The sequence below is a fragment of the Candidatus Micrarchaeota archaeon genome, assembly GCA_028866575.1.
Lineage (GTDB): Archaea > Micrarchaeota > Micrarchaeia > Micrarchaeales > Micrarchaeaceae > UBA12276.
On sequence record JAGWHU010000001.1, the window covers coordinates 1 to 23032 of the forward strand.

The 23032-nt window shown below is 45.1% G+C and carries 27 protein-coding genes and 3 tRNA genes; 12 read left to right on the forward strand and 18 right to left on the reverse strand.

Annotated features, from left to right (window positions below):
- From KGI06_00005 to KGI06_00030, 6 genes are all read right to left on the reverse strand, one after another.
- On the reverse strand, positions 1-485 hold a 485-nt coding region (locus KGI06_00005; protein MDE1870613.1), incomplete at its 3' end, for a hypothetical protein.
- An 8-nt stretch (positions 486-493) separates the two neighbouring features.
- On the reverse strand, positions 494-706 hold the full coding sequence (locus KGI06_00010) for a hypothetical protein (GenBank protein ID MDE1870614.1): 213 nt from the start codon (positions 704-706) through the stop codon (positions 494-496).
- Between the two features lie 51 nt (positions 707-757).
- Positions 758-919 (reverse strand): hypothetical protein, encoded by a 162-nt coding sequence (locus KGI06_00015; GenBank protein ID MDE1870615.1) that lies wholly within the window; start codon positions 917-919, stop codon positions 758-760.
- 105 nt (positions 920-1024) lie between these two features.
- Positions 1025-1483, reverse strand: coding sequence for a hypothetical protein (locus KGI06_00020; protein ID MDE1870616.1), 459 nt, complete (start codon positions 1481-1483; stop codon positions 1025-1027).
- Positions 1484-1983: 500 nt separating this feature from the next.
- Positions 1984-2092, reverse strand: a tRNA-Leu gene (locus KGI06_00025).
- A gap of 1 nt (position 2093) precedes the next feature.
- A complete protein-coding gene (locus KGI06_00030) occupies positions 2094-2831 on the reverse strand; it encodes a proteasome assembly chaperone family protein (GenBank protein ID MDE1870617.1) in 738 nt (245 codons plus the stop codon).
- 178 nt (positions 2832-3009) lie between these two features.
- Here KGI06_00030 and KGI06_00035 point away from each other — a divergent pair, with 178 nt between their 5' ends.
- On the forward strand, positions 3010-3234 hold the full coding sequence (locus tag KGI06_00035; protein MDE1870618.1) for a hypothetical protein: 225 nt from the start codon (positions 3010-3012) through the stop codon (positions 3232-3234).
- Positions 3235-3298: 64 nt separating this feature from the next.
- A complete protein-coding gene (locus KGI06_00040) occupies positions 3299-3697 on the forward strand; it encodes a hypothetical protein (GenBank protein MDE1870619.1) in 399 nt (132 codons plus the stop codon).
- Here KGI06_00040 and KGI06_00045 read toward each other — a convergent pair.
- Both KGI06_00045 and KGI06_00050 read right to left on the reverse strand, forming a co-directional pair.
- Positions 3692-4093 (reverse strand): DUF192 domain-containing protein, encoded by a 402-nt coding sequence (locus KGI06_00045; GenBank protein ID MDE1870620.1) that lies wholly within the window; start codon positions 4091-4093, stop codon positions 3692-3694. The genes KGI06_00040 and KGI06_00045 overlap by 6 nt on opposite strands.
- Positions 4094-4100: 7 nt before the next feature.
- Positions 4101-5729 (reverse strand): aldehyde dehydrogenase family protein, encoded by a 1629-nt coding sequence (locus KGI06_00050; GenBank protein ID MDE1870621.1) that lies wholly within the window; start codon positions 5727-5729, stop codon positions 4101-4103.
- Between the two features lie 198 nt (positions 5730-5927).
- On the opposite strand from KGI06_00050, the gene sufB reads away from it, so the two are divergent.
- The 6 genes from sufB to KGI06_00080 are packed head-to-tail and all read left to right on the forward strand — an operon-like array spanning position 5928 to position 12510.
- Positions 5928-8429 carry a Fe-S cluster assembly protein SufB gene (gene sufB / locus KGI06_00055; GenBank protein ID MDE1870622.1) on the forward strand — a complete coding sequence of 834 codons (2502 nt, stop codon included), beginning with the start codon at positions 5928-5930 and terminating at the stop codon, positions 8427-8429.
- Positions 8430-8456: 27 nt separating this feature from the next.
- Positions 8457-9752, forward strand: coding sequence for a SufD family Fe-S cluster assembly protein (locus KGI06_00060; GenBank protein MDE1870623.1), 1296 nt, complete (start codon positions 8457-8459; stop codon positions 9750-9752).
- Positions 9753-9760: 8 nt separating this feature from the next.
- Positions 9761-10072, forward strand: a complete 312-nt coding sequence (locus KGI06_00065; protein MDE1870624.1) for a hypothetical protein — start codon at positions 9761-9763, stop codon at positions 10070-10072.
- Positions 10073-10081: 9 nt separating this feature from the next.
- On the forward strand, positions 10082-10822 hold the full coding sequence (gene sufC / locus KGI06_00070; GenBank protein ID MDE1870625.1) for a Fe-S cluster assembly ATPase SufC: 741 nt from the start codon (positions 10082-10084) through the stop codon (positions 10820-10822).
- A gap of 7 nt (positions 10823-10829) precedes the next feature.
- Positions 10830-12101: a cysteine desulfurase gene (locus KGI06_00075; protein MDE1870626.1), complete on the forward strand. Its 1272-nt coding sequence runs from the start codon at positions 10830-10832 to the stop codon at positions 12099-12101.
- A gap of 4 nt (positions 12102-12105) precedes the next feature.
- Positions 12106-12510, forward strand: a complete 405-nt coding sequence (locus tag KGI06_00080) for an SUF system NifU family Fe-S cluster assembly protein (GenBank protein ID MDE1870627.1) — start codon at positions 12106-12108, stop codon at positions 12508-12510.
- Between the two features lie 32 nt (positions 12511-12542).
- Here the strand turns inward: KGI06_00080 and KGI06_00085 are convergent.
- The 3 genes from KGI06_00085 to KGI06_00095 all read right to left on the reverse strand — a co-directional run bounded on the left by KGI06_00085 (position 12543) and on the right by KGI06_00095 (position 14114).
- Positions 12543-12615: transfer RNA gene (locus tag KGI06_00085), tRNA-Gln, on the reverse strand.
- A gap of 54 nt (positions 12616-12669) precedes the next feature.
- Positions 12670-13524 carry a proline dehydrogenase family protein gene (locus KGI06_00090; GenBank protein ID MDE1870628.1) on the reverse strand — a complete coding sequence of 285 codons (855 nt, stop codon included), beginning with the start codon at positions 13522-13524 and terminating at the stop codon, positions 12670-12672.
- On the reverse strand, positions 13518-14114 hold the full coding sequence (locus KGI06_00095; GenBank protein MDE1870629.1) for an HAD family phosphatase: 597 nt from the start codon (positions 14112-14114) through the stop codon (positions 13518-13520). The genes KGI06_00090 and KGI06_00095 overlap by 7 nt, the downstream gene beginning before the upstream one ends.
- Before the next feature lie 52 nt (positions 14115-14166).
- Between KGI06_00095 and KGI06_00100 the strand changes: the two genes are divergently transcribed.
- Entirely contained in the window at positions 14167-15087 is a 921-nt protein-coding gene (locus tag KGI06_00100) for a carbamate kinase (GenBank protein ID MDE1870630.1), read from the forward strand.
- 11 nt (positions 15088-15098) lie between these two features.
- Here the strand turns inward: KGI06_00100 and KGI06_00105 are convergent, their stop codons facing one another.
- Positions 15099-15953, reverse strand: a complete 855-nt coding sequence (locus KGI06_00105; protein ID MDE1870631.1) for an undecaprenyl-diphosphate phosphatase — start codon at positions 15951-15953, stop codon at positions 15099-15101.
- Between the two features lie 174 nt (positions 15954-16127).
- On the opposite strand from KGI06_00105, the gene KGI06_00110 reads away from it, so the two are divergent.
- Positions 16128-16778: a hypothetical protein gene (locus KGI06_00110; GenBank protein MDE1870632.1), complete on the forward strand. Its 651-nt coding sequence runs from the start codon at positions 16128-16130 to the stop codon at positions 16776-16778.
- 24 nt (positions 16779-16802) lie between these two features.
- Positions 16803-17642: a hypothetical protein gene (locus tag KGI06_00115; protein MDE1870633.1), complete on the forward strand. Its 840-nt coding sequence runs from the start codon at positions 16803-16805 to the stop codon at positions 17640-17642.
- 55 nt (positions 17643-17697) lie between these two features.
- Here the strand turns inward: KGI06_00115 and ilvA are convergent, their stop codons facing one another.
- From ilvA to KGI06_00140, 5 genes are all read right to left on the reverse strand, one after another.
- Positions 17698-18948: a threonine ammonia-lyase IlvA gene (ilvA, locus tag KGI06_00120; GenBank protein MDE1870634.1), complete on the reverse strand. Its 1251-nt coding sequence runs from the start codon at positions 18946-18948 to the stop codon at positions 17698-17700.
- Between the two features lie 4 nt (positions 18949-18952).
- The gene (locus tag KGI06_00125; protein MDE1870635.1) at positions 18953-19339 is read right to left on the reverse strand and encodes a Rid family detoxifying hydrolase; all 387 of its coding nucleotides are present in this window, start codon (positions 19337-19339) and stop codon (positions 18953-18955) included.
- A 68-nt stretch (positions 19340-19407) separates the two neighbouring features.
- Complete coding sequence (locus tag KGI06_00130) at positions 19408-20124, reverse strand: DUF998 domain-containing protein (GenBank protein MDE1870636.1); 717 nt, start codon at positions 20122-20124, stop codon at positions 19408-19410.
- Positions 20125-20155: 31 nt separating this feature from the next.
- Positions 20156-20416: a hypothetical protein gene (locus KGI06_00135; protein ID MDE1870637.1), complete on the reverse strand. Its 261-nt coding sequence runs from the start codon at positions 20414-20416 to the stop codon at positions 20156-20158.
- Positions 20417-20478: 62 nt separating this feature from the next.
- Positions 20479-20615, reverse strand: a tRNA-Trp gene (locus tag KGI06_00140).
- A gap of 73 nt (positions 20616-20688) precedes the next feature.
- Here KGI06_00140 and KGI06_00145 point away from each other — a divergent pair.
- The gene (locus tag KGI06_00145) at positions 20689-21480 is read left to right on the forward strand and encodes a DUF929 family protein (protein MDE1870638.1); all 792 of its coding nucleotides are present in this window, start codon (positions 20689-20691) and stop codon (positions 21478-21480) included.
- A gap of 9 nt (positions 21481-21489) precedes the next feature.
- On the opposite strand, the gene KGI06_00150 is transcribed toward KGI06_00145, so the two are convergent.
- The gene (locus KGI06_00150; protein MDE1870639.1) at positions 21490-22911 is read right to left on the reverse strand and encodes a sulfatase-like hydrolase/transferase; all 1422 of its coding nucleotides are present in this window, start codon (positions 22909-22911) and stop codon (positions 21490-21492) included.
- Positions 22912-23032: the final 121 nt, after the last annotated feature.

Sequence of the window (23032 nt, forward strand, 5' to 3'; positions counted from 1 at the left end):
TCTTTTCTTATGCGTATTTTTGCGTTTTTATGCTTGGATATCGAAGCCAGTATTATCGTCCAGTACGCATAGGAATCCACATCCAGGCTGCCTTCGGCAAAATTCACGTTGTAATTTTTCGGGGGCTTCGTGGGATTTTCCCTGATTAGAGATACGTATTCGCTGAATTCGTCTTTTAGGTATCTAAGTGCGTGATTGAATACGATTTTATTGGCATTCTGGTGCGAAACTATGTTTGATATTAGGGGATCGTCTTTTCTGTAAGTAGCAACCTTGACCAGGTCGCCAAGTATGAATCCAGGGGTGTCCTTGCGCGTAGCTATAACATTTAGTACCTCGGATCTTTTTTCGTATCCGTAGGTTCTTGAAGGCTGCAGGATTATGTTGCTTATCAGGAGCCATCTTGGCATTGGATTGTTTACTGTCCTTAGGTCGTTTTCGAATTCGTTGAGGTGCCTATTTGCCTTATGGTGCATTTTGAACATAGATATCGCTATTTTCTTGTTTTGCGGGATGGCGTTATTCCCTGGGATACAAGATGACGCCGAACGGTTTGTATTGATATGCCAAATTCCTCTGCAATATCCTTCATTGTTTTCCCCTTTTCGTTAGGGGCATTTTCAAGATATGCCTTTTTTATTTCTGGGGCAATGGAGTTATAGTTTAACGGGGTGCCCCGCCTTGCCTTTATGTGGTGCTTTTTCATGAAGTTTGAAACGGTGATTTGGGTCGTATTGAGAAGGGCTGCAAGCTGCTCCTACGTCGAAGTTTCATAAAGCCTCTTTATAAGCGCCGCGTAATCGTCAGGGATCCTCTTCTGGTTTTTGTGCGATACGATTCTGGATCCGGCAAGGCGCAGCAGTTTGGCATATCCCTCTGCATTATGCGATTTGGCGCGTAGGGTATCTGTCATCGGCAAATCATCACTTGTCTTTACTTTTACTAATAGTAAATAATAGTTAGTAATGCGTTTTTAGTAATATTTATAATTATCTTACAGAGAGGTTTGAATTCACGAAGATGCTTATTTCGGCAAATTTACTTTAATTTCTAGGTTGCTAATTTTTGATTTAAGAATGTCTATATCTTTCTTTTCCTCACCTGCATTAAAATAGGACAGGTACGTAACCCCATTGGAAATAAATTTTAATGAATAATCCGGGCCGAGTATGAACTTTCCTATTTCTGCATTGGTTATGCTAGACCAATTAATATGATCAACTTTTAGCCCTAGCCTTTTTATTGTTTCCGCAGTAGGGCTGGCCCTTAATTCCTTACGCAAATTATCTATTTTCATCTGATCTTTCATCATTGGCGAGGGGAGACCATGACCAGCACCGACAGAATTGCCTCCCCACAATGTTAGGATATCATAGGCCTTTCTGGCATTTGAAAATTCAACAAAAGTAATTACAACGATCTCATCTTCCGCGAATATCAAGTCTTGATAACGGTTTTCTGTTTTAAATAATACATCATTCATTATTACCAATTGCTACTTAGTTATAAAATATGCCTTAACATTTTTTCTAGTCAGATAATATATTACGACCGACGCAAGTACGGCTTTTACTAACACGTTGATTACTGTAGATATAGGGTTAATTAATACGCTTAAAAAAGTAACAAGTATTATTAATATGGGGTATAAAATTGCAAGCGTCCAACCCCATTTAATCCTCGTCCAATAACCGTATATTACCATAACACCAATTATGCTCAGGACCAAATATAGTATTCCGACAATCAGATAATAGGAACCTGCTAAAGAAAGACCATAAGCTACAGACAAGTAGTATATCGCCACAAAAAACGTCAATAACATCAAAATGGTGATGCCTAGTGGTCTCTTAGGTATATTTGCCACCATTATTCATATTGTAATGTGCATATTTTTAAATGTTAGTAATTTGATTCTGGCAGTTCAAATCTTCTTCTGAAAATCTTACTTATGAATACTATCTTGTCATCTGTTTCCATGTGTGCAGGGGGTGAGATTTGAACTCACGAAGGTGCTAGACCACAGGATCTTAAGTCCTGCGCGATTTTCCGTGGCATAGCTTCTTGCCAGACCAGACTCCGCAACCCCTGCGTTAAGCATACATCGATGGGCCCGTGCTGTCCACAGTCTTCTTGTAATTGTCGTGCGTTTCCTTGTGCTTGTTTATCAGCTCCCTTATTTTTACCTCCACAGCTTTAGCCTCCTTCTCCAGCTCAGCCACGTCTATATTGAGGTTCATGAGCTTGTTTATGCTTTTTATCGCTATTTCAGCATATATGGGATTTATCACGTTCTGCTTCACCGGTACCATTATGTCTATCGCATTCAGTGAGTTTATGGAGGACCTGATGAGCAGCATGGCGCTTACTCCTGTTGCTACGCCCTCGTTTATGGACTTAAGTCCTGCGTCCTGCGCCTTCTTCAGCGACTTGGAATTTGAAGCAACCACGAAAGGAGTGTCGTTCCCGTCCTGCTGCATAGGTATGCCACCAATCGAATATACGTCGGTGATTCCGTTTTTCTTTATGAAATCGTACACCGAATCGCTGAGCGCGGATACGAGCTCTATGGTTATTGCAAACTCTGCAAATATCGTTATGATCCTCTCTTTCTCGGAGCAATACACGCGTATAGGCGGCATCGGCTGGCTCTTGTGTATTGAGATCAGCGGCGGAAAGTTTTCGCTTTCCATGTAGCCCACGTATTTCATCTGCAGCTTGTCTATCATGTAGCTTATTGTCATTGGTCCGACTAGCCCCGCGCCAGGAAACCCCTCTATGAAAGTATAGCCTTTGAAGTTTTTGTCCTCGAAAAGTTTTATCTCGATCATCGTATCACAGCATATATCCTTTAGCCGTAAAGTATATTAAAACAACACGCATTTTTATTCCTCGAAATCCCGTCGTCAGGAAAAAACACGTTGTTGCAAAAAAATGGTAATTCCTTTACTGACGGTATATCGACGATAGTTATTTAAACCTATTCTGAGATAAAAGCTTGGTGAATTTATGGCAGAAAGAATAGGCTCAGAAAGGCTACAAAGAGAAGACGGATATCTTTACTTCCTAGGTAAGGATGGCTTCGTATGGAGGACTCCAATGAAGACAAATCCAAGAGGCCGTAAGGCAAAGATTGGGAGTGAAAAGATAAGGAGGGAACAGGGATTCCTCTACTTCATAGACAAGAGCGGATATGTAGCAAGGGCAAAAATGAACAGGAAGGGAAGGAGATAATTAATTACTTTTTCTTTTATTCCTATTTTTTATATTTTTTCTGTGATAGTTAACCAGTGGTCTGATGGCCAGAGGTAAAAAGCGTAGAGTAACGGATTTCACCAGAGGCAAGAGGCCCCTGGGAGTTGCACTTATCACGGTATTTGAGGTAGTTGCGGCACTGTACATGTTGTTAGGTGTTGTTTCGTTCAGCGCCATAAGGCATTTTATGGGCATGGGCAATTTTGTCGGAATGATAGCAGGGTTTGGGGGCGCAATCCTTCTTTTAATCGGGATTGTGCTGCTTTTTTCTGCATATGGTTTCTGGAGCGGAAGCGATTGGGGCTGGTGGCTGGGAATTGCAATATCCGGTTTTCTCATATTCAGCATAGTGTTCCTAAACGTTTTGGGCCTTGTGCTTGGGCTTGCAATGGTATATTACATTACCAGAAGGCGCGTCAAGAGATGGTTCGGGGTTTTATAATCGGTTTAGCCTTGCCCCAATTCTTATCTTGTATTTCTTAACCGCTCCAGCATTGAGTTCCGCCACGTATTTTGCCTTTGCAACAGGCACATATGGTTTGCAGCCAAGGAAAGATTTACATGGCTTGAACCCTTCCATTATATCAACAACGCACAGCTTTCCGTCAAACCAGACAACATCTATTGCGAATTGCATATTGTACATCCATATCCCGTGGAAACCCTCGTAGGGAAATACGAAAAGCATGCACTTTCCACTCCCAAGGCTTTTCCTGAACATCAGCCCTATCATCCTCTTGGCCTCGCTGTCCGCAATTATGGCCCTGAGCCTCTTCCCGTTTATTGATATTGCTTTTTCCCTGTATTTCTGCATCCTGTAAATTAGCTTCAGCAGCAACACACCACTATTTCGTTATTGAGACGCTTTGCTCCCTCATGAACTGCTGCAGATAGAACTTGCTGCCCGTGCCCTTCCCGGTAAGGGCGCTTCCCTTCCATCCGACGAACGTGTGTACCCCTACGATAGCACCGGTTGTGGCGCTTATTTCCCTGTTTATGTATATGACCCCCGCATTTATGTTATCGATAAACCTCTTGATTTCCTTCCCGCTCTTGCTGTAGAATCCTGCAGTGAGGCCGTATTCCGTATCGTTGGCAAGTCTTATCGCATCGTCCAAATCTGAGAAGCTTTCTATTGTAAGTATGGGAAGGAAGAGTTCCTTGTGCACGAGCTCGTTGTCGTGGTGCACCTCTATTATTGTAGGCTCGACATAAAATCCGTCTGCAAACCCGGTTTTCACTATGTTGCCTCCATATAGTATCCTTCCGGAGGTCTTTGCCTTGCCTATCATCTCCGTATAGCGCCTGAACGCGCTTTCGCTTATTATAGGGCCTATGTATATGCCTTTTTCCAATGGATTTCCTATCTTTAGCTCCATCACCTTGCTTATAAGCTTGCTTACGAACTGCTCCTTTACTGACTCGTGCACGTAAACCCTTGAGAGCGCGCTGCACTTCTGGCCCGCGAATCCGAACGCCGCGCTGGAAACCCCGGCTACGGACCTGTCAAGATCCGCGTTCTTTGATACTATGGCAGGGTTCTTCCCACCCATTTCTACTATGAACACCTTCTGCTTCCCCATGCTGAAGCACTTCGATACCATTGACATCCCAGTAATTCGCGAGCCCGTAAATGCGATGCCGGATACGTCTTCATTTGTCACGAGCTCGTCACCAACCACAGAGCCGGGCCCTGTCACATAGTTGAATACACCTTCTGGCACGCCGGCATCCTTGAAAAGCTCATATATCTTCAATCCGGTAAGCATAGTCATGTTGTCCGTTGACGAGGGTTTGAAAACAACGGTGTTGCCAGTTATTAGCGCTCCGACGCTCATGCCTATCGATATGGATATAGGGAAATTGAACGGCGCTATGACCCCGAACACCCCGTAAGGCTTCATTGAGATCTTTATCTTTTCTGCGCCTGAAGGCGCACCCTGGAACCCGGAATCCACGCCCTTCCGGCTTTGCATTATCTTGTTGCTCCTGGAATACCCCTTGTTTATGGCCATTTCATTGGCGTAATACCTCATGAAGTCTATCGCCTCGTCCACTTCGCCGATAGATTCGTATCTTGATTTCCCGTTCTCGTAACTAAGTATTGCTGCCACTTTGAATTTCCTTTCCGAAAGAAGGTTTGCGGCATTTTCAAATATAGCCATTCTCTGCTTGTAGGGAGAATTGGACCATTGCCCAAATGCCTTTTTAGCTTCAGATATTGCGAGTTGCGCGTGCTCCTTGGTGCCTTTCTGGAAGGTTCCGAGAACCGTCTTGAAGTCTATTGGGGATTTTTCTTCTATGCGCTCGTTAGAGTATACCTCTTTTCCGCCTATGTACATCGGATGGTTCTTCCCGAATTCGTCCTTTACGCCGATTACTGCATCATCAAAAAGCCTGTCGAATTCATCCTCACTTCCGCCGTCCAAATAACTCTTGTAAGTTGACTCGTTGTTAAATTTATTTTTGGCCATCCTATCAACCTAAAATAAGTAGACTAATTTCTCTGTCAACGTTTTTAGCCTTATTGCCAATGCTTGCAGTGCATGTGCATATATTGGATATAAGCATGCATGCAATTTTTGTATCTGATTATCGGTTTAAAGCATAAGGTTTTAAATACCTTGAAAATAACTTATAACTGAGTTATAATTATAGCAAGAGGTGCATCTATGACGGATTCTTCTGTAAATGCCGAGAAAGTAGTAGTTGGAGATGAGGAGTACAAAAGGACATACGGGTTCAACGATTCGTTCGAATACAAGTTTAAGACAAAAAAGGGCCTGTCTGAGGAGATAGTCAGGGAGATTTCGGCAATGAAAAATGAGCCTGAGTGGATGCTGGAAAAGAGGCTTATAGGGTACAAGCAGTTTGTCAACAGGCCGACCCCGCAATGGGGTGGCAATCTCAATGAGATAGACTACAATGACATCTATTACTACCTGAAGCCAACGGACAAGAAGGGCAACACCTGGGAATCTGTGCCCAAGGAGATAAAAGATACCTTCGACAAGCTCGGTATACCGGAAGCGGAAAGGAAGTTCTTTGCTGGAGCAGAGGCACAGTACGATTCTGAGGTAGTATATTCGCATATAAGGGAGGACCTTGCCAGAGATGGTGTCATATTCACAAGCACGGACGAAGCAGTTAAGAAGTATCCAGAGATTATGAAGAAATATTTTGGGACGATTATACCACCAACAGACAACAAGTTCGCAGCACTTAATACCGCAGTATGGAGCGGGGGATCGTTCATCTACGTCCCGAAAGGAGTAAAATTGAAGATGCCACTCCAGGCCTATTTCAGAATAAATTCTGAGAAGGCAGGTCAGTTTGAGAGAACATTGATAATTGCAGATGAAGGAGCTGATGTTACATATATAGAAGGGTGCCTGCCTGCTGATGAATTAGTAAGCAAGGGAGATACTTTTGAGCCAATAGTGAATATAAACACAAATGACTCTGTTGTAACACACAATGGGACACATGAAAATGTAAGTAGATTGTTTGTGCACGAACATGAAGGGATAATGTATGAGATAACACCCGAGTCTGGCTTTAACGGATTTAGATTAACAGGAGAGCATCCAGTGCTATGCATAAAAAGAAATGATGTTTTGGCCAAAAGGGCAAAAAGGGGCGATTGGCTACCTGAAGCTTCTACAAAATTGCTTTTGGATGCAGAACCTCAATTCATAAATGCGAATCAGTTAGATGTTGGCGACTTTTTGGTATATGTTGCACCTACTTTAAGAGAAGATGATGAATCATTAGATGAGGACCTACTTCAAATATTAGGTTTATATCTAGCAGAAGGCAGTATATCACAGAATAAAGCTTTAAGAAATATAAAATCAGTATCATTCAGCTTTGGTTATAGCAATAAAGAAGCTTCCATTGCCAAATCACTGCATTCTCTCCTTAATAAAAAAGGGTATAGAAGTTCCATATGCAGAGGTAAAGGTAAATACTACATAGTAAGTTCTTACTCAAAAGAATTAATTGAAATATGTGAAACTCATTGTGGAAATGGAGCCGCTACAAAGAACTTATCATCAACGATAATGAAACTTCCACCAAAAAAACAAAAGATCCTCATAGATAATTATTGGAAAGGGGACGGTAGCATATATGTAAAATATGGTAAAAGATTAATGAGAGCTGCAACGATAAGCAAAATACTAGCATTGCAGATACAGGAGATACTTGCGAGAAATGGAATATTTGCAAATCTAAATGTCAGAAAAGGATCTGATGATAAGATTTTAGGCAGAAAGATTACAAGAAAGGACCAGATAATAATAGAATATACAGAAGATAGGAATATTGGTGGAGTGAGGAGAAAAGGAAATTCCTTCTTTGTACCAATAAAGAAAATAGGCAAAAAAGATTTCAAGGGTCCTGTTTATAATTTCAGTGTGAATAAAGACGAATCTTATCTTGTTAGAGGATTTGCAGTACACAATTGCACAGCGCCGATATACATGAGTTCATCTCTGCATTCCGCAGTAGTGGAGCTCGTAGCCCATAAAAATGCGCACATAAGGTACGTTACCATCCAGAATTGGTCAAAGAACGTTTACAATCTTGTCACGCAGAGGGCCTTTGCCTATGAGAATGCACATGTCGAATGGATAGACGGCAATATTGGCAGCAAGCTCAACATGAAGTACCCCAGCGTGTTCCTGAAGGAAAGGGGCGCGAGGGGGGAAATAATGTCAATAGCGGTAGCGGGCCCTAAGCAGGTACAGGATTCTGGAGGTAAGATATATCACCTTGCTCCGGATACCACATCGCAGATAATATCGAAGAGCGTTTCGTCTGGCGATGGGATAACGACATACCGCGGCTTGCTGCACATAGGCAAGAATGCGTCAAATGTAAAATCAACCGTGCGCTGCGATGCCCTGCTTCTGGATGATGAATCCAAGACCAACACGTTCCCATATATGGAGGTGAACAGGGACGACGCGACGATAACCCACGAGGCCAGCACGGGAAAAGTAGGCGAAGAGCAGCTTTTTTACCTGATGTCCAGGGGGCTCAGTGAGGAGGAGGCACTGACGACAGTGGTTCTTGGATTCCTGGACCCTCTTGCAAGGGCGCTTCCTTTGGAATATTCCCTTGAGTTGAGGAGATTAATAAAGCTGGACATGTCAAATTCTGTGGGCTGACCGACCCTATCAGGTGTAGTGATAAATTTGCAGGATTACAAAAGTTTCATTAGGGAGGCTGTTGAGCAATATGGCAAGCTGCCGCAAGAAACAAGCGAGCTTTACAAGCACCATTACGTGAACATACCATTTGATCTTAAGGCATTCAGTGGCAACCAGCAGGACGGCGATCCCATAAAGAGTTCCGTAAACCTATGGGCGTCAAAGCTGGGGATAAGGTTCGGTCTGGCTTTGGGAAGCCTTGATTCAATAGTAAATAATGACCTTGTCAGAGTGGAGAGGACAGAGAGCCTTGACAGCTCTTTGATCAACAGCATGTTTAAAAGCGAAGAGGACAAATACGTTGCCTACATAAATTCCAATTCGGAAAGATCCGTTTTTGTAAACGTACCGGAAGGTAAATCGGCAAGCATCAACATAATGCTGCTAAATTCTTCCAAACCGCTCAATGCAAGAATATTCATTAATGTAGGGGACGGCGCGAAGCTTAACGTGCTTGAATACTACGGCTCAGCCGCATCCATGCCCACCTCGCTTGGGGTAATTCATGAAGCAAGCATAGGTAATGGCTCTGAGCTAGAGCTGAATGCCGTGCATAACGAGGATGCCAATACCTTATGCCTGGGCTTCTGCAAAAACAGGATAGGTGAGAGGTCCCATTTCAGGTTCAACTCATTTTACAACGGCTCATCGCACACGAGGATCAGGAACTCTGTAAGGGCAGACGGCAATGAAAGCAAGGTGGACGTAAATGAGGCGATATTCGGATCCGCAAAACAGAAGTTCGACATAAACACATACATAATAAATGCTGCCAAGCACACCCATGCGAGCCTCGAATCCAAGGCTGCGCTAATGGACGAGTCTTTCTGCATAATGAAAGGGTTTGCAAAGATACTGAATGGCGCAGCCAAGGCAAGGTCTTACGTTCACGAAAGGGGCATACTGCTCGACAAGGGCGCTAAGGTTGACGGCCTGCCAGATATGTCCGTAGATGAAAATGACGTAAAGGCGACGCATTCTTCAGCCACTGCGCCTGTCGATCCCGAATCCGTTTTTTACCTCATGTCGAAGGGAATTGGAGGGGAAGGGGTCAGGAAATTGCTTGTAACAGGATTCTTTGCGGAGAGCATTTCAAGGATAGGCAATCCCCTAATGAGGGAAATCTCGATGTCTTTGATAAACAGCAAGCTCGCGGAAAGGAATTACGGGAGCATGCCGAGCATGGACACGAGGAACATTTGGGTGGGATTGGGAGGAGCCCAGGATGCCCCGGAATCCGACATGTTTAAAGGGCACTACAAGTATAGGGGAACCGAATAGGCGATAACATGATGACTGACTATGAGAGGGTCGTAAAGAGCTTCATACCTGCTTTCAGGCTGAAGGCAGCAAAGATTATGCTCAAGGAATATGGAATAAAGCAGCAGCAGGCTGCAGTTATCTTAGGGACGACGCAGGCCGCAATAAGCAAATACCTGAAGGAAAATCCAGGAAAATACGAAAATATCAAGATAGATTCAAAATCCTTGAGGGATTTTGTTGAAAGAATGAAAGAGAACAACGAGCATGAGGGACAAAAGGTAATGTGCAACGTATGCCAGAGCAACAAGAAGTTCGATTGCGCTTTTATAGTTAAATGAAGTGGTTAGATGATGCTGGAAATAAAGGATCTGCATGTAAGCGTGGAAGGCAAGGAGATAATAAAGGGGCTCAACCTCAGGATGAAGCAGGGGGAGACGCACGTGATCATGGGGCCTAACGGCTCTGGAAAGAGCACGCTTGCAAGGACCATAATGGGGCACCCGAAATCCGTAGTCACGAAGGGGGACATACTCGTAGACAATCAGAGCATCCTGGGCCTGACTACTGACAGGCGTGCAAAGTTGGGGCTTTTCATGCAATTCCAGAATCCCGTAGAAGTCGAGGGCGTCGGGTTCATCAATTTCCTCCACCTTGCGAAGCAGTCTTCAGGCGATAGCGCAGTAAGCACAAAGGACTTTATGAAGGACATAAAGAGCAACATAAGCGAGCTGAAGATGGGCGAGGATTTCCTCGGAAGGTCCTTAAACCAGGGATTCTCCGGAGGCGAAAAGAAAAAGGCGGAAGTGCTGCAGCTATCGATACTGAAGCCCAAGATAGCGATCCTTGACGAGCCGGATTCGGGGCTTGACATAGACGCGATAAAGGTTGTATCGAATTCAGTGAACAATCTTGCGGAAAGGATTGACTTGGGGTTGCTCATAATAACCCACTACAGCAGGATACTTTCGTTCATAAAGCCGCAGGTTGTGCACGTCATGGTGGACGGCAATATAGTTGCGGAAGGGGGGAACGAGCTCATAGAAAAGCTTGAAAAAGAGGGCTACAATACATATATAGATCCTAAATAGTGTGAAAATGGCGGAGAGCATAAAGTACTCAAAAAATGAATTCAAGGTCGAAAATATAAGGGCTGATTTCCCGAACCTGAAGGTGGAAATGAACGGGAAACCCCTTGTTTATCTTGACAGCGCGGCAACCTCGCAAAGGCCGCGGCAGGTACTTGAGGCAATGGACGGCTACTACAAGACCTACAATGCAAACATACACCGCGGAATATACAGGATTGCGGAAAAGGCAACGGAGGAGTACATAGATTCCAAAAACAAGGTTGCAAAGTTCATAAACGGAAGCTCAATTGAGGAGATAGTATACGTAAGGAACGCAACGGAGGCCATAAACCTCGTGGCGCTTTCATGGGGCAACATGAACATAGAAAAGGAGGACCACATACTCATATCCGAGATGGAGCACCATAGCAACATGGTCCCTTGGATGCTGCTTGCAAAGAGGAAGGGCGCTTCGCTCGACTACATACCGCTTGACAGGACCAACAGCAAACTGGACATGGCCGGATTCAATAAGATGCTGGACAAAAATCCGAAGATAGTTGCAGTTACGCATGCCTCGAACGTGCTAGGCACTGTCAACGACGTAAAGGAGATAACGAAAAAGGCACACAAGAAAGGCGCAAAGGTCCTGATCGACGGCGCGCAGTCTGTGCCGCACATGAAAGTTGACGTTAGAGAAATAGATTCTGACTTTTTCGCCTTCTCCGCGCACAAGATGCTAGGCCCGACCGGGCTCGGGGTTCTGCATGCAAAGGCCGAGATACTCAATGGCATGGATCCGGTTATCGGAGGAGGGGACATGATAAAGAGCGTAAAATACGATTCCTGCAGCTGGAACGACCTGCCGTGGAAGTTCGAGGCTGGGACCCCGAATATAGCAGGTGCAATAGGGCTTGGGGCTGCAATAGACTATCTAGAATATTTCGGAATGGATAGCATAAGGGAGCATGAAAAGGAGCTTACAGCATACGCGCTTGAGAAACTCACGAAGGTGAAAAATGTCACCATATACGGCCCCGGAATCAAGGATCTTGATGCCAGGCTCGGGGTCATAGCATTCAGCATCGACAAAGTGCATCCGCATGATGTGGCGCAGGTACTTGATGCAGAAGGGGTAGCGATAAGGGCAGGGCATCATTGCGCCATGCCGCTGGTGACCCAAAAGCTCGGGGTTCCAGCTTTGTCAAGGATGAGTTTCTACATCTATAACAAGGAATCAGAAATAGATGCGGCAGTGGAGGCATTGGAGAAGGTCAAAAAGGTATTCAAGGTTGTGTGATTGCATGCCGATAGACATTTATGCGGAGGAGATAATAGCACATTACGAGAAGCCCCACAACATAGGGGAAATTCAGAACCCCAGCATCAGCTTCCATAACAACAATCCGCTGTGCGGGGACGACCTGACAATGTACTTGATGATAGATGGGAACAAGGTGCAGGATGTGAAGTTCAAAGGCACGGGATGTGCGATAAGCATGGCAAGCGCGAGCATGCTTACTGATTTTGCAAAAGGGAAGACCCTAAAGGAGATAGAGGACATGAACGTGGATACCATAATAGATCTTTTAGGGATAGATCCGGGCCCTGCCAGGCTCAAGTGCGCTACGCTGTCCTTACGAACGCTGAAAGAGGCCACGTTCTTGTATGAGCACAAGGAAGTGGACAGGGAAACAAAGGAGCTTTAGGCTGTAAGCAATTCTAAGATTCGTAAATGAAGTAGCCCCGACCGGATTCGAACCGATGTAAACGGGTCCAAAGCCCGCTATCCTTGGCCACTAGATGACGGGGCTGCAGTAAGTCATTTGTTTTTGGTGATATATAAACTAAAATATTTTGGTATATACTTACCTTTCAAATAATGACATTAATATTAGGTACGCGTGCCGTTGCTCGATCATTCTCCTGTATGCGAATTTTATCCAGTCGCTGCCGAATGGAAGGTATATGTATACCTTTTGCCCTTGGTTTGCAAGGTATCTTGCGTATCCGTTCCTTATCCCGTTTAGCATTGCGAAATCCATCTTCCTTTTGTACCTTTTATTCAGTTTTATCGCCCTTTCTATGATGCGTATGTCATGTGTTGCGATCATGAATTCATTGGAATGCTTGAATAGCATATCCATCAAGAGCATGTAGTTATGTGTTGCAGCCTTTCTTGAATCGAATATCCCGTCGTCCTTTATCTTATATGCACCTTTCACAAGCCTTATCTTGGCCTTGCGTTTGATAAGCTCCTTGATGTCCGATTCGCTCCTTTTCAGGTATGACTGTATGCATATGCCCGTATTCCCATACCTGAGTGCTGACTTGTAAACCCTTATCGTATCGCTTACGCACTTGGGGGATTCCATGTCGAGCCATACGAACACGCCGTTTTCCCTTGCAAGTCTCACCAGCTCAAGGTAATTGCGGCGCATTTCGCCGTAGCTTATCGAGAGGCCTATTTGCGTCGGTTTTAACGATATCTGGGCTTTGAGTTTTTTTCTCTTTATCTCCTTTATCAACTGGGTGTAAGTACGCATCGTTTCCTTTATTTTATAGCGGTCCGACAGATCCTCCCCAAGAAAATTTATGGACGTGCCTATGCCTTTTGAATTGAGGAATGCCGTCCTGTCTACCGCGTCTTTCAGATAATATCCCGCAATCCATTTTCCCGCAATAAATTTTTCTGCGCTAGCATTCAAGTTCAAACTTACCATCGGATCCCTGTTTTTTTCAGCCCTTTTACAAGATCTGAATAGCCTGTGAATTGTATTACGCCTATGCCTACCCTCCTGGCTCCGTCAGTATTTCTCTTTAAGTTATCTACAAATATCGTTTCGTGTGGCTTGGCGTTCATCTTTTTGAGCACGAACCTGTATATTCTGCCGTCTGGCTTTGCCATTCTCAGGTAGCATGATGTGAACATCTTGTCGTATTTTACGTTTTTCAGGTATCTTTCCATCTTTGCAATATGCCTGCTCCTGCTCACATTGGTCAATATTGCGATGTCGTATTTTTTTGACAGCTTTGCTATCAATTTTATGACGTTTCCGTTCAACCGGTTTAGTTTCGTGAAAGCCACATCCCACTCCAGGCTTTTTTTGGTCACGCCGAACTTCCTTGAAAGCGCTTCTTCAAGCTGCACCAGGTTTAATTTCCCTACTTCCATTTTGTCGAGCATCGGGATTAATGCACCCTTGAATTCCTTCGGGTCAATATCTAGTTTCCTTGATATGTATTCCACATACTGGCTCTCGTCAAAAGTATCTATCACGCCGCCTACATCGAATATTATTAACTTGATCATCTCAATATCATCTTATATTTTAATAGACAGCATTAATAATAAAGTTGATTTTATGAAGACCGTCGTCATCGCGCTTGGAGGAAATGCGCTGCTTGATCCTTCCGGCAAGCAGTCCTTTTCCATGGAAAACGAAAACATAGGTAGGGTCTCAAAAAGCATTGCAGAGTTATGCAAAAACAGGAACTACAGGGTTGTCATAACACATGGCAATGGATCACAGGTTGGCGACGAGCTCATGAGGAACGAGCATGCAAAGATGCAAGTCCCGAAGCTCCCGCTGTACATCTTAAATGCCGAAACACAGGCCCTGATAGGAAGCATACTGGAAACCTCGTTGCGCAACAGCCTCAATGCAATGAAAGTGCGAAGGAGCGTTTGCGTAATACTAGCGCACGTCCTGGTTGATAAGGAGGATGGCGCTTTCAGGAACCCATCCAAGCAGATAGGCCCCTTTTATGGGAATAAGGAATTGGGACGGGAGCTTGCGCTCGGCAGATTTGACTACATAAAGTCCGGCTCAAAGTATCGCCGGGTGGTTTCATCCCCCAAGCCGAAGGGCATCCTTGAATTGGACCCCATAAAATCGGAGGTTTCAAGGCATATTGTGATAACCTGTGGTGGTGGAGGGATACCTACAGTGAGGAAGGGTAAAATGTTTTATGGGATCGATGCTGTGATTGACAAGGACCTTACAACGCAGCTGCTTGCCAATTCAATAAATGCCGAAAAGATGATAATACTCACGAATACTGACTATGTTTATGGGAATTACGGCAAGCATGCGAATAGGATAAAGGAGGTAAGGGCAAGTACAATCAAAAGGCGCCTTGAAAAATTTGAAAACGGTACGATAAGGCCCAAGATTGAGGCTTGCGTGAGGTTCATAGAGAATGGAGGAAAGGAGGCATACATAGGGGATGTTTTCAGCCTTGACGCCATATTGAAAAGAAAATCTGGAACGATGATTCACTGAGACTGCCAGTTTCATACCTTGAATACCAGGTATATTACACCGCTTGCCATTGCTATTATCCCCAATGCCGCAGTCACGTATACTATCTTTGATTTCCCGGCGACTTTGACAAGGAAATCTATAAGGAATACGCTTATGATCGTTGCTGTAGCAATTGCGACCAGTAGTCCGACTATGCCTATGCTTGCCAATGCAGTAGTTACGTTCGCCCTTGATGCGACCAGGGTCAGGCCGAATGCAGCTATGGCCGCAAATATACCTATAAGGAAGGAAAGCCTGAACGCCTCGTCAGGCTCAACACCCATCACCAGCATTGTGCTCGTTGTTATGCCCGACCTGCTTACACCCGGTAGCGCAGCGATTCCCTGCGCTATGCCAACCAGTATGTAGTCTTTCATCTTTAGGTCCTTGAATTTCTTAGTGCCGGCGCCCTTACTCTGAATTTTTTTTGAATACCTTATCACCAGCGCATCCCCTATTAGGACAAGGCCTATTATCATCATTGGTATTCCCAGGGATATCCCGGTTATTGAGTCCGCCACAAGGTAAAGCGGTGCGCCTATTATTCCAGTTGCTATCGTACTTACCAGGACATACTTGAAAAGCCTCCTGCCCTCCTCCGATTTCGATCCCAGCAGTACCCTTGCCAGTGTGGCTATGTCCTTCCTGAAATATATTATGGCCGCAAGGATTGTTCCTATTTCCATGAACAGCCCGAACGTGTACGCCTGCTGGAAGTTCAGGTTAAGCAGGTAGTTTGACGCAACGAGAACCTGCGTCTTGCTGCTTATCGGAAGCCATTCGGATATGCCCTGCACTACCCCTATTATAACGGAATACAGCAGATGGATTAGGGTGTTTTGCATGCTAATACTTGTCCATAAAAGATTAAAAGCCTAATTAGTCCTGATTTTTGATGCTGGATTTGGGGATTTGTAAAATCCAATAGAGACATATCGTATGTATTTAATTACTTTGTATGTTAATAACTAGGTATTATGAACAGAGGGGTTTTTGGCTTAGTTTTCCTGCTGGCGTTAATGGTACCTTCGGCCTTGCTAGTTTCTTATGCGACCGGACCTACCGGCGTGGAAAACATAACGCTTTCTTCGCACTCCGTAAAGCTGTCGCCCGGAGGGAATGCAATAGTGAGTTACAGCCTTAATTACGTAAGCGGGTATTACCTGTATGGCACCGAGTTGTACGTTGTCGGATACAATCAGCTCGGCTCAGAAAACATAACCGTGCTGATCACGAACAAAAGCGGGAACCCGCCGATTAAAGGAACAATGTACATATTTTTATCGCATGCATTGCAGCCAGGGACATACAACATAACTCTTGCGGGGAACAGCTCTGGTACCAAGGTAAACCCGGACACGCTGATACTGACAGTCCTCTCGCCCTACAATACAACTACGCGCTCAACGGTGAGTGCGCCAACTTCCACAATTTATGGCTCCACAGGACCCAGCACGCAAGCAACAACAGCACCGCCGGGCTCTTCCACGCCCAAATCAACAGTATATGCAACGCAGGGATCCCAGTCCCAGAATAACACAATGTATTACGCATTGGCAATCGTTGCGATAATCATACTGATAGCCATAATCTTTGCATTTGGCAGGATGCGCAGGAAGGAAGAGGAAAAGCCAAAGAAGCAGCAAAATGCACAGCAGCCGAATGCTTGATGTGCCTACTGTTAGGTTACCATCATGTTGAAACCTTACGGCTATTTTGGGCTGGCCCTTGTAGTTTTTGCCGAGATAAATTTTTCGCTGAAGATACAGCCTTTTGCTGCGTGGTACATACCAATAGTCTGGTACGGGTTCATCCTGTTTGTGGACAGCGTGGTCTTTAGGATAAAAAAGAAATCGATAATATCCACATATCCCAAGGAATTCGTGCTCATGCTCGTCGTTTCTGTGCCGTTTTGGCTGATATTTGAATTGTATAACTTTTTCACGGTCAGCTGGATATACACGAACTACGTCTGGTACTTGCACCTTGTAGATTTCACTACAATAATGCCAGCGGTGCTTGAGGTATTTTCGTTGATTAGTGCCCTTGGGATAGCTTCGAGCTTAGACTCTATGAAGAACCATGCAGGAAAGACGAGATCCAGTACACCGCTACAATCCGCTGTGATAAAATTTCTCGTAGCTGTGGGAGCATTTGCAGTGGTAATTCCAATACTTGCACCGGTAATTGGTTTCCCTTTAATGTGGATAGGCATTTTCCTTTTTATAGATCCGCTCAACTATTTGACAGGAAAGCCAAGTATTATTGCAAAGGTCAGCAAGGGGTCGAAAGGCATTCTAATAAGGTTGTTCCTTTCAGGGATAGTGATGGGCTTCTTCTGGGAGTTCTGGAACTTCCAGGCTTATCCAAAATGGACTTACAATCTCCCATCATTCGTGCCTGCAATAAAGCTCTTCGAGATGCCTTTATTGGGCTATTTGGGCTACCTGCCCTTTGCCATAGAGGTATTTCTGTTCTATGCCTTATTGAGGTCTTTTGTGTTCAATTATGAAAACCCGCTGCTTTCCATGTAAAATATGCAGGTGCATGCAGGCCCTGCATCTAGCAGGCTTTTCAACAAGCACATAGTTATATTATGTAGTTGTAAAGCAGATCGTTGTCGGTAATTTGCATGTACGTTATTCCGATCTTGTCCATCCTTGCAAGCAAGGGCTCCAAGTCCTCCTTTTTTATCAGTTCTATCCCTACAAGGGCTGGGCCGGTTTCCTTTGATGTTTTCTTTATGTACTCGAATCTTGCTATGTCATCGGTAGGTCCTAGTATGCTGTTAACGAAATTCCTTAGCTGCCCCGGCTTTTGGGCAAATTCTATTATGAAATAATGCTTTAGGCCTTTATGGATAAGGCTTCTTTCCATTACCTCGGGATAGCGGAGTATGTCGTTGTTTCCTCCGCTGAGTATGCACACTATGGTCTTGCCTTTTAGTTTGCCTTGCATGTTTTCCAGTACAGAGATGGATAATGCACCAGCAGGCTCCACAACTATACCTTCGTTCTGGTATAATTCGATCATCGTCGTGCAAACCTTGCCCTCTTCGGCAAGGAATATATTGTCGACTAGCTCGTTTACTATCTTGAACGTCTTTTTCCCCGCACTCCTTACCGCGGCGCCGTCTACAAACGTGTCTATTTTTTCCAGCGTGATTGGCTTGCCTTGCCTGATAGATTCGTACATGCTCGGGGAACCGAAAGGCTCTGCGCCTATAATCCTAGTCCTCTTTGACTTGGCTTTCATGTATGTAGAAACCCCGGATATGAGCCCGCCGCCACCTATTGGACACACTATGTAATCCGCTTTTGGCCCGATCTCATCATATATCTCCTTGGCTATTGTACCTTGGCCAGACATTATTTTATAGTCGTCAAATGGATGCGCAAATGTTGCACCGACGCTGTTGCAGTATTCCTTTGCAACTTTGTACGTTTCATCGTAATTCTGCCCCACGAGCCTTGTCTCAACCCATTTTCCGCCGAATGCATTTACCCTGCTGATCTTCTGCAAAGGCGTTGTTATCGGCATGAATACCACCGCCTTTATCTTAAGATGGAATGCACTGAACGCGACACCTTGTGCATGATTCCCGGCGCTTGCACATACAACCCCGTTTTTCCTTTGTGAAGGAGACAACGAGCTCATTAGGTTGTATGCGCCCCTTATTTTGTAGGATCTTACTTCTTGAAGGTCCTCCCTCTTCAGGTAGATTTTGGCACCATACTCCCTTGACAGTCTTTCCGAGAACCACAATGGAATTCGGGATACCACTCCGTTTACCCTCGCCGCTGCATCATCTATGCTTTTAACGCTTATTTCGTCTGCCATAAGCTCAATCCAAATAGGCTGTGCATGAAATTTCTACCTTTGCGCCCTTTGGCAGTGCTGAAACCCCTGCAGTTTGCCTTGCAGGCTGTGGATCCGTATTGAAATACTTGGAGTAGACATCGTTGAATTTCTTGTAATCATTGATATCAGAAAGGTATATTTCGGTCTTTACAACGTCTTCTAGCCCTGCACCTGCCTCAGAAAGGATTGCAGTGATATTTTTCATCGTTTGGTCCGTTTCATTTTCCACGCCGCCTTCCACAAGGGTCCCTGTCTTTGGGTTTATCCCTATTTGGCCGGAGCAGAGAACGAATTTGCCTGCAAGTATAGCTTGCGAATACGGGCCTACGGGTTTCGGCGCATCTGCTGCGGTTATTTTTTTAATATCCATAGCATCACCATAACATTAGCCGATAAAGTTAATTGGACGGTTAGTTATTTAATTCCAGCCTGCAACGCCTAGGCAGTGTCTGCTTCTTTTTTCCTTGTACTGCTAAAGAGCATTCCCGCCCCGGCCCCAAACACCCATGAACCGTAAAGAACCGAAGATAGGGTCTCTTTTATGGCTATTCCAGGGTATACTCTTGTTGAAAGTATTGCCAGCGATGCAAGCCCTGCAGACACGGTAACAGCGCCTATGGCTTTCTTGTACCCGTCTTTCAAAAAACCGGTGCCGAGGATTATAAGCGATGCGGATGTTGCGGCGAAGTATCCTGTTGCCGCAGGCACATGCATGAATGACAAGTCGCCATGGGATATGCTAACGGCAGCAAGAGATGCACCACCTATTCCCAAAAGTATGGCCCCTGCCCTCAACGTGTTGGAATCTGAGTATTTCTTGCCAAGTCCATAGGCAGATGCTGATGTGAGGATCCCGGAAGCAAACAGGCCTGCGGTTAGCACCCCGTCAGCCCTTGTGCTGAAAAAATCGCTTACGGCCTGGGTTTTCCATGAGAAGCCGGCATAATTCCTTGTTGCTACGTAAAGCGAAACCCACCCTATTGCAGGGCCCAACATGCCCGCCATCCCGTAAAATTTTTTTACGTGGCCGGATTTATCTTCGATGCAGCTATCAGTACTCTTATTTTCTTTTCTGATTAAGTCTGAAACATGTGTTTTGTTCCGGAGAGCTATCGTATCCTTGTGGCTCGATACATCGTATGGTTTAGTAGCCATGATAAACCCCACATGGTTCCTTTATTCCAAATCACTTCCGTGCCCCTTTCTTCGCGCCTGTCCAATTGTATATCAAGGCTATCAAAGCACCGGCTACGGCACCGTCAAAGAAAGCCTCTATGCCACCTATTATGCCGCTGACGAGTCCGGAGCCATACCCAGGATATACGGTGGAGAAAACCTGTACAAAGCCGGAAGCCCAGAATGGGGATACGAGTCCAGCAACAAGGACGCACAGCGCCCAGGGTATTCCAATACCAAGAGCTAGTCCTTTCACGCTCAATTTATCCATGCTTGTCACAACTGGATATATGATTAAACGTTTATATATGTAACGATGCCATGGCATAAGCTTGGGGTCGCTGGGATTTGAACCCAGATTTGCAGGTTACTTCATATTTTTCTGTATTCCAGATCTTAATCATCGCGTTTGCTCAATATACATATAAACATCTGGAGCCTGCCGCGCTGCCAAGTTACGCTACAACCCCTCACGCTATAATTTGTTAAAGACATAAATATATTGCTATCTAATCCATATCATATTAATTATCAGGTAGTGGGATGAAAAAGGAATACTTGATTTACATAATAGTCGGGGTTATAGTCGTAATAGGGATAGCGGCATATGTGCTGCTCAGGTCTTCTGGGTGCAGCGCTTGCGGGAAGCAGGTAAGCGGATCCTACATCCAGGGAATGTACAATATAGCCAATAATTATACGCTTGCGGACAACATAGGCACAGGAGCCATAGTCCCAGGACCGCAGGCAAACCTGCCCAAGCACGTAAATGCAACACCGCTAACCTCAAACGGAAAGCCGGAGATACTCTACGTAGGAGGGGACTACTGCCCGTATTGCGCAATCACAAGGTGGGGACTCATACTTGCGCTTATGAGGTTCGGCAACTTCACAAGCCTGAACTACATGGAGTCTACGAGCAGGGACATATATCCGAATACCGCGACATTCTCGTTCTCTGGTTACGGATACAGCAGCAGCCTTGTCAGCTTTGATGCTTTCGAATTATATGACAGGAATGAACAGAACATAACGTCAGTGAATTTCACCCAGAAAGACCAGTTCCTTTTGGCTAGATATTCAGGGGGCGGGATACCCTTCATCGATTTTGCAAATAGCACAGTGCAGAGCGGCTCAGTGATAAGCCCGCAGATAATCCAAGGAGAGGACTGGAGCCAGGTGCTTGCGGATCTTTCGAACCAGAATTCCGTAGTCGCGCAGGAGATAATAGGAAATGCAAACATATTCACGGCATATATATGTGCGAGCAACCAGACGCTAAATTCAACGGCATATGCGTGCAAGCAGCCTTATGTAAGGAAGGTACTGGGCTGATTTGCCAGCTCAGTTATGCATTGAGCTGACCATTGACAGGGCTATGCTCCTGTTGCTGTCTATCACGTTCGAGCTTTCATTGGGATCTTTCTTTATGTCGTATAGTTCGTCCTTTTTTCTCCCGAAATAGTGGATCAGCTTCATTCTGCCGCTGTAAACCGCAGTTACTTTGTTGTTGTAATGCCGCTTGGCCTTCAGTATGCCTGCCGCGCTCTTCGATCTTGGGGACAGCATCCTGAGAAGCTTCTCGTCCCAGCCTTCGCTTATACCAGTATGCTCGCAAAAGACATACCTGTCCTTCCTTAGGTTACCGTTAAGGTAATCATACCTTCCCGATGCAAGGTTTAGTATTGAGTTGTGCAGGGCCGATATCGAAACAGGAGTATCGACGCTGTCCTTCATGCGGATAAGCTTGCCGTTTTCATAGTTTGCGGCTATCAATGGCACCCTTGAAACGCTCTCGTATGGCGGCAGCGAATGATAGAGCATGTTGTGCTCCCCGAAGAACTGTCCGTGGTCCGAAGTTATTATTATGGTTGCGTTATCCAGGATTCCCTTCTCCTTGAGCATTGATATGGTTGCATTCACTTTCCTGTCAAGGTACTTCAGCCTTTTGAGGTAGGCAATGTGGAGCTGGTGCATGTTGTAATCGCTCATCTCTTCGAGGCCGCTAAGGTATAGCCACTTGTCCTGGGGCACCTTCATGTCATTCACAGGATAGTTTTCGTGAGCCTCCATGTAGTTTATGAACATGAATTGCGGCTTGTAGTTGTAGTTGTACGTGAAATGCTCCTCCAGCAGTTTTATCGTGTCGTTTGCCCCCCTGTCCATCATGTAGGTCCCGTCTACTTTGGAAGCCGAGGTGGCCATCTTCTTTCTTAGCCTGATGTATACCTTGTCCATCATTTCGCTTGGCATCCACCTCGTCGCTGCATATCCCATGTCCATCATCCTCGCAAACGAGCTTGCCCCGCCGTCAAGTATGAAGTTGAACCTTTTTGCGAATGACCTGTTGTATTTTACGTTCGATGACAGCCATATGTCGTGTATTCTATCGAATCCCAATGCAAGGTTCGTGTAGCTGGTGAGGAACGGGTTGTTTGACAATAGAACGGACTGGTAGCCGTAAACAGATACCTTTTTTGCAATGGTCTCCGTGTTCTCACCAAGGAACTTTGTCTTGACCATCCATGGCTCCATCTTGTACGTGCCGTTGCTGAGGAAGTTCTTTGACACATGCCTTATCTTTGATACCCTCCTGTCGGTAAATAGCGCTGCGTGTGCTGGCGCCGTCCACGTACCTGGCGAAACGGCGCACTCGTACTTCGTTGCGTTCCTTGAAATGCCATCCAGCGTACCCAGGGAGCTGTTTCCGTATATGTCGCTAGCCCTTGCAGTATCCATTAGTATTACAATTACGTTCTTTTTCATCATTACACGCGCATTACTAATCCTGAAACCATATATATACGTTGTCTTGAAACGGTTTCAGCATATTCAATTGCTATCATTTTATTTAAGCCTTGCTTATACATTTAAAGTATTGCCGTCC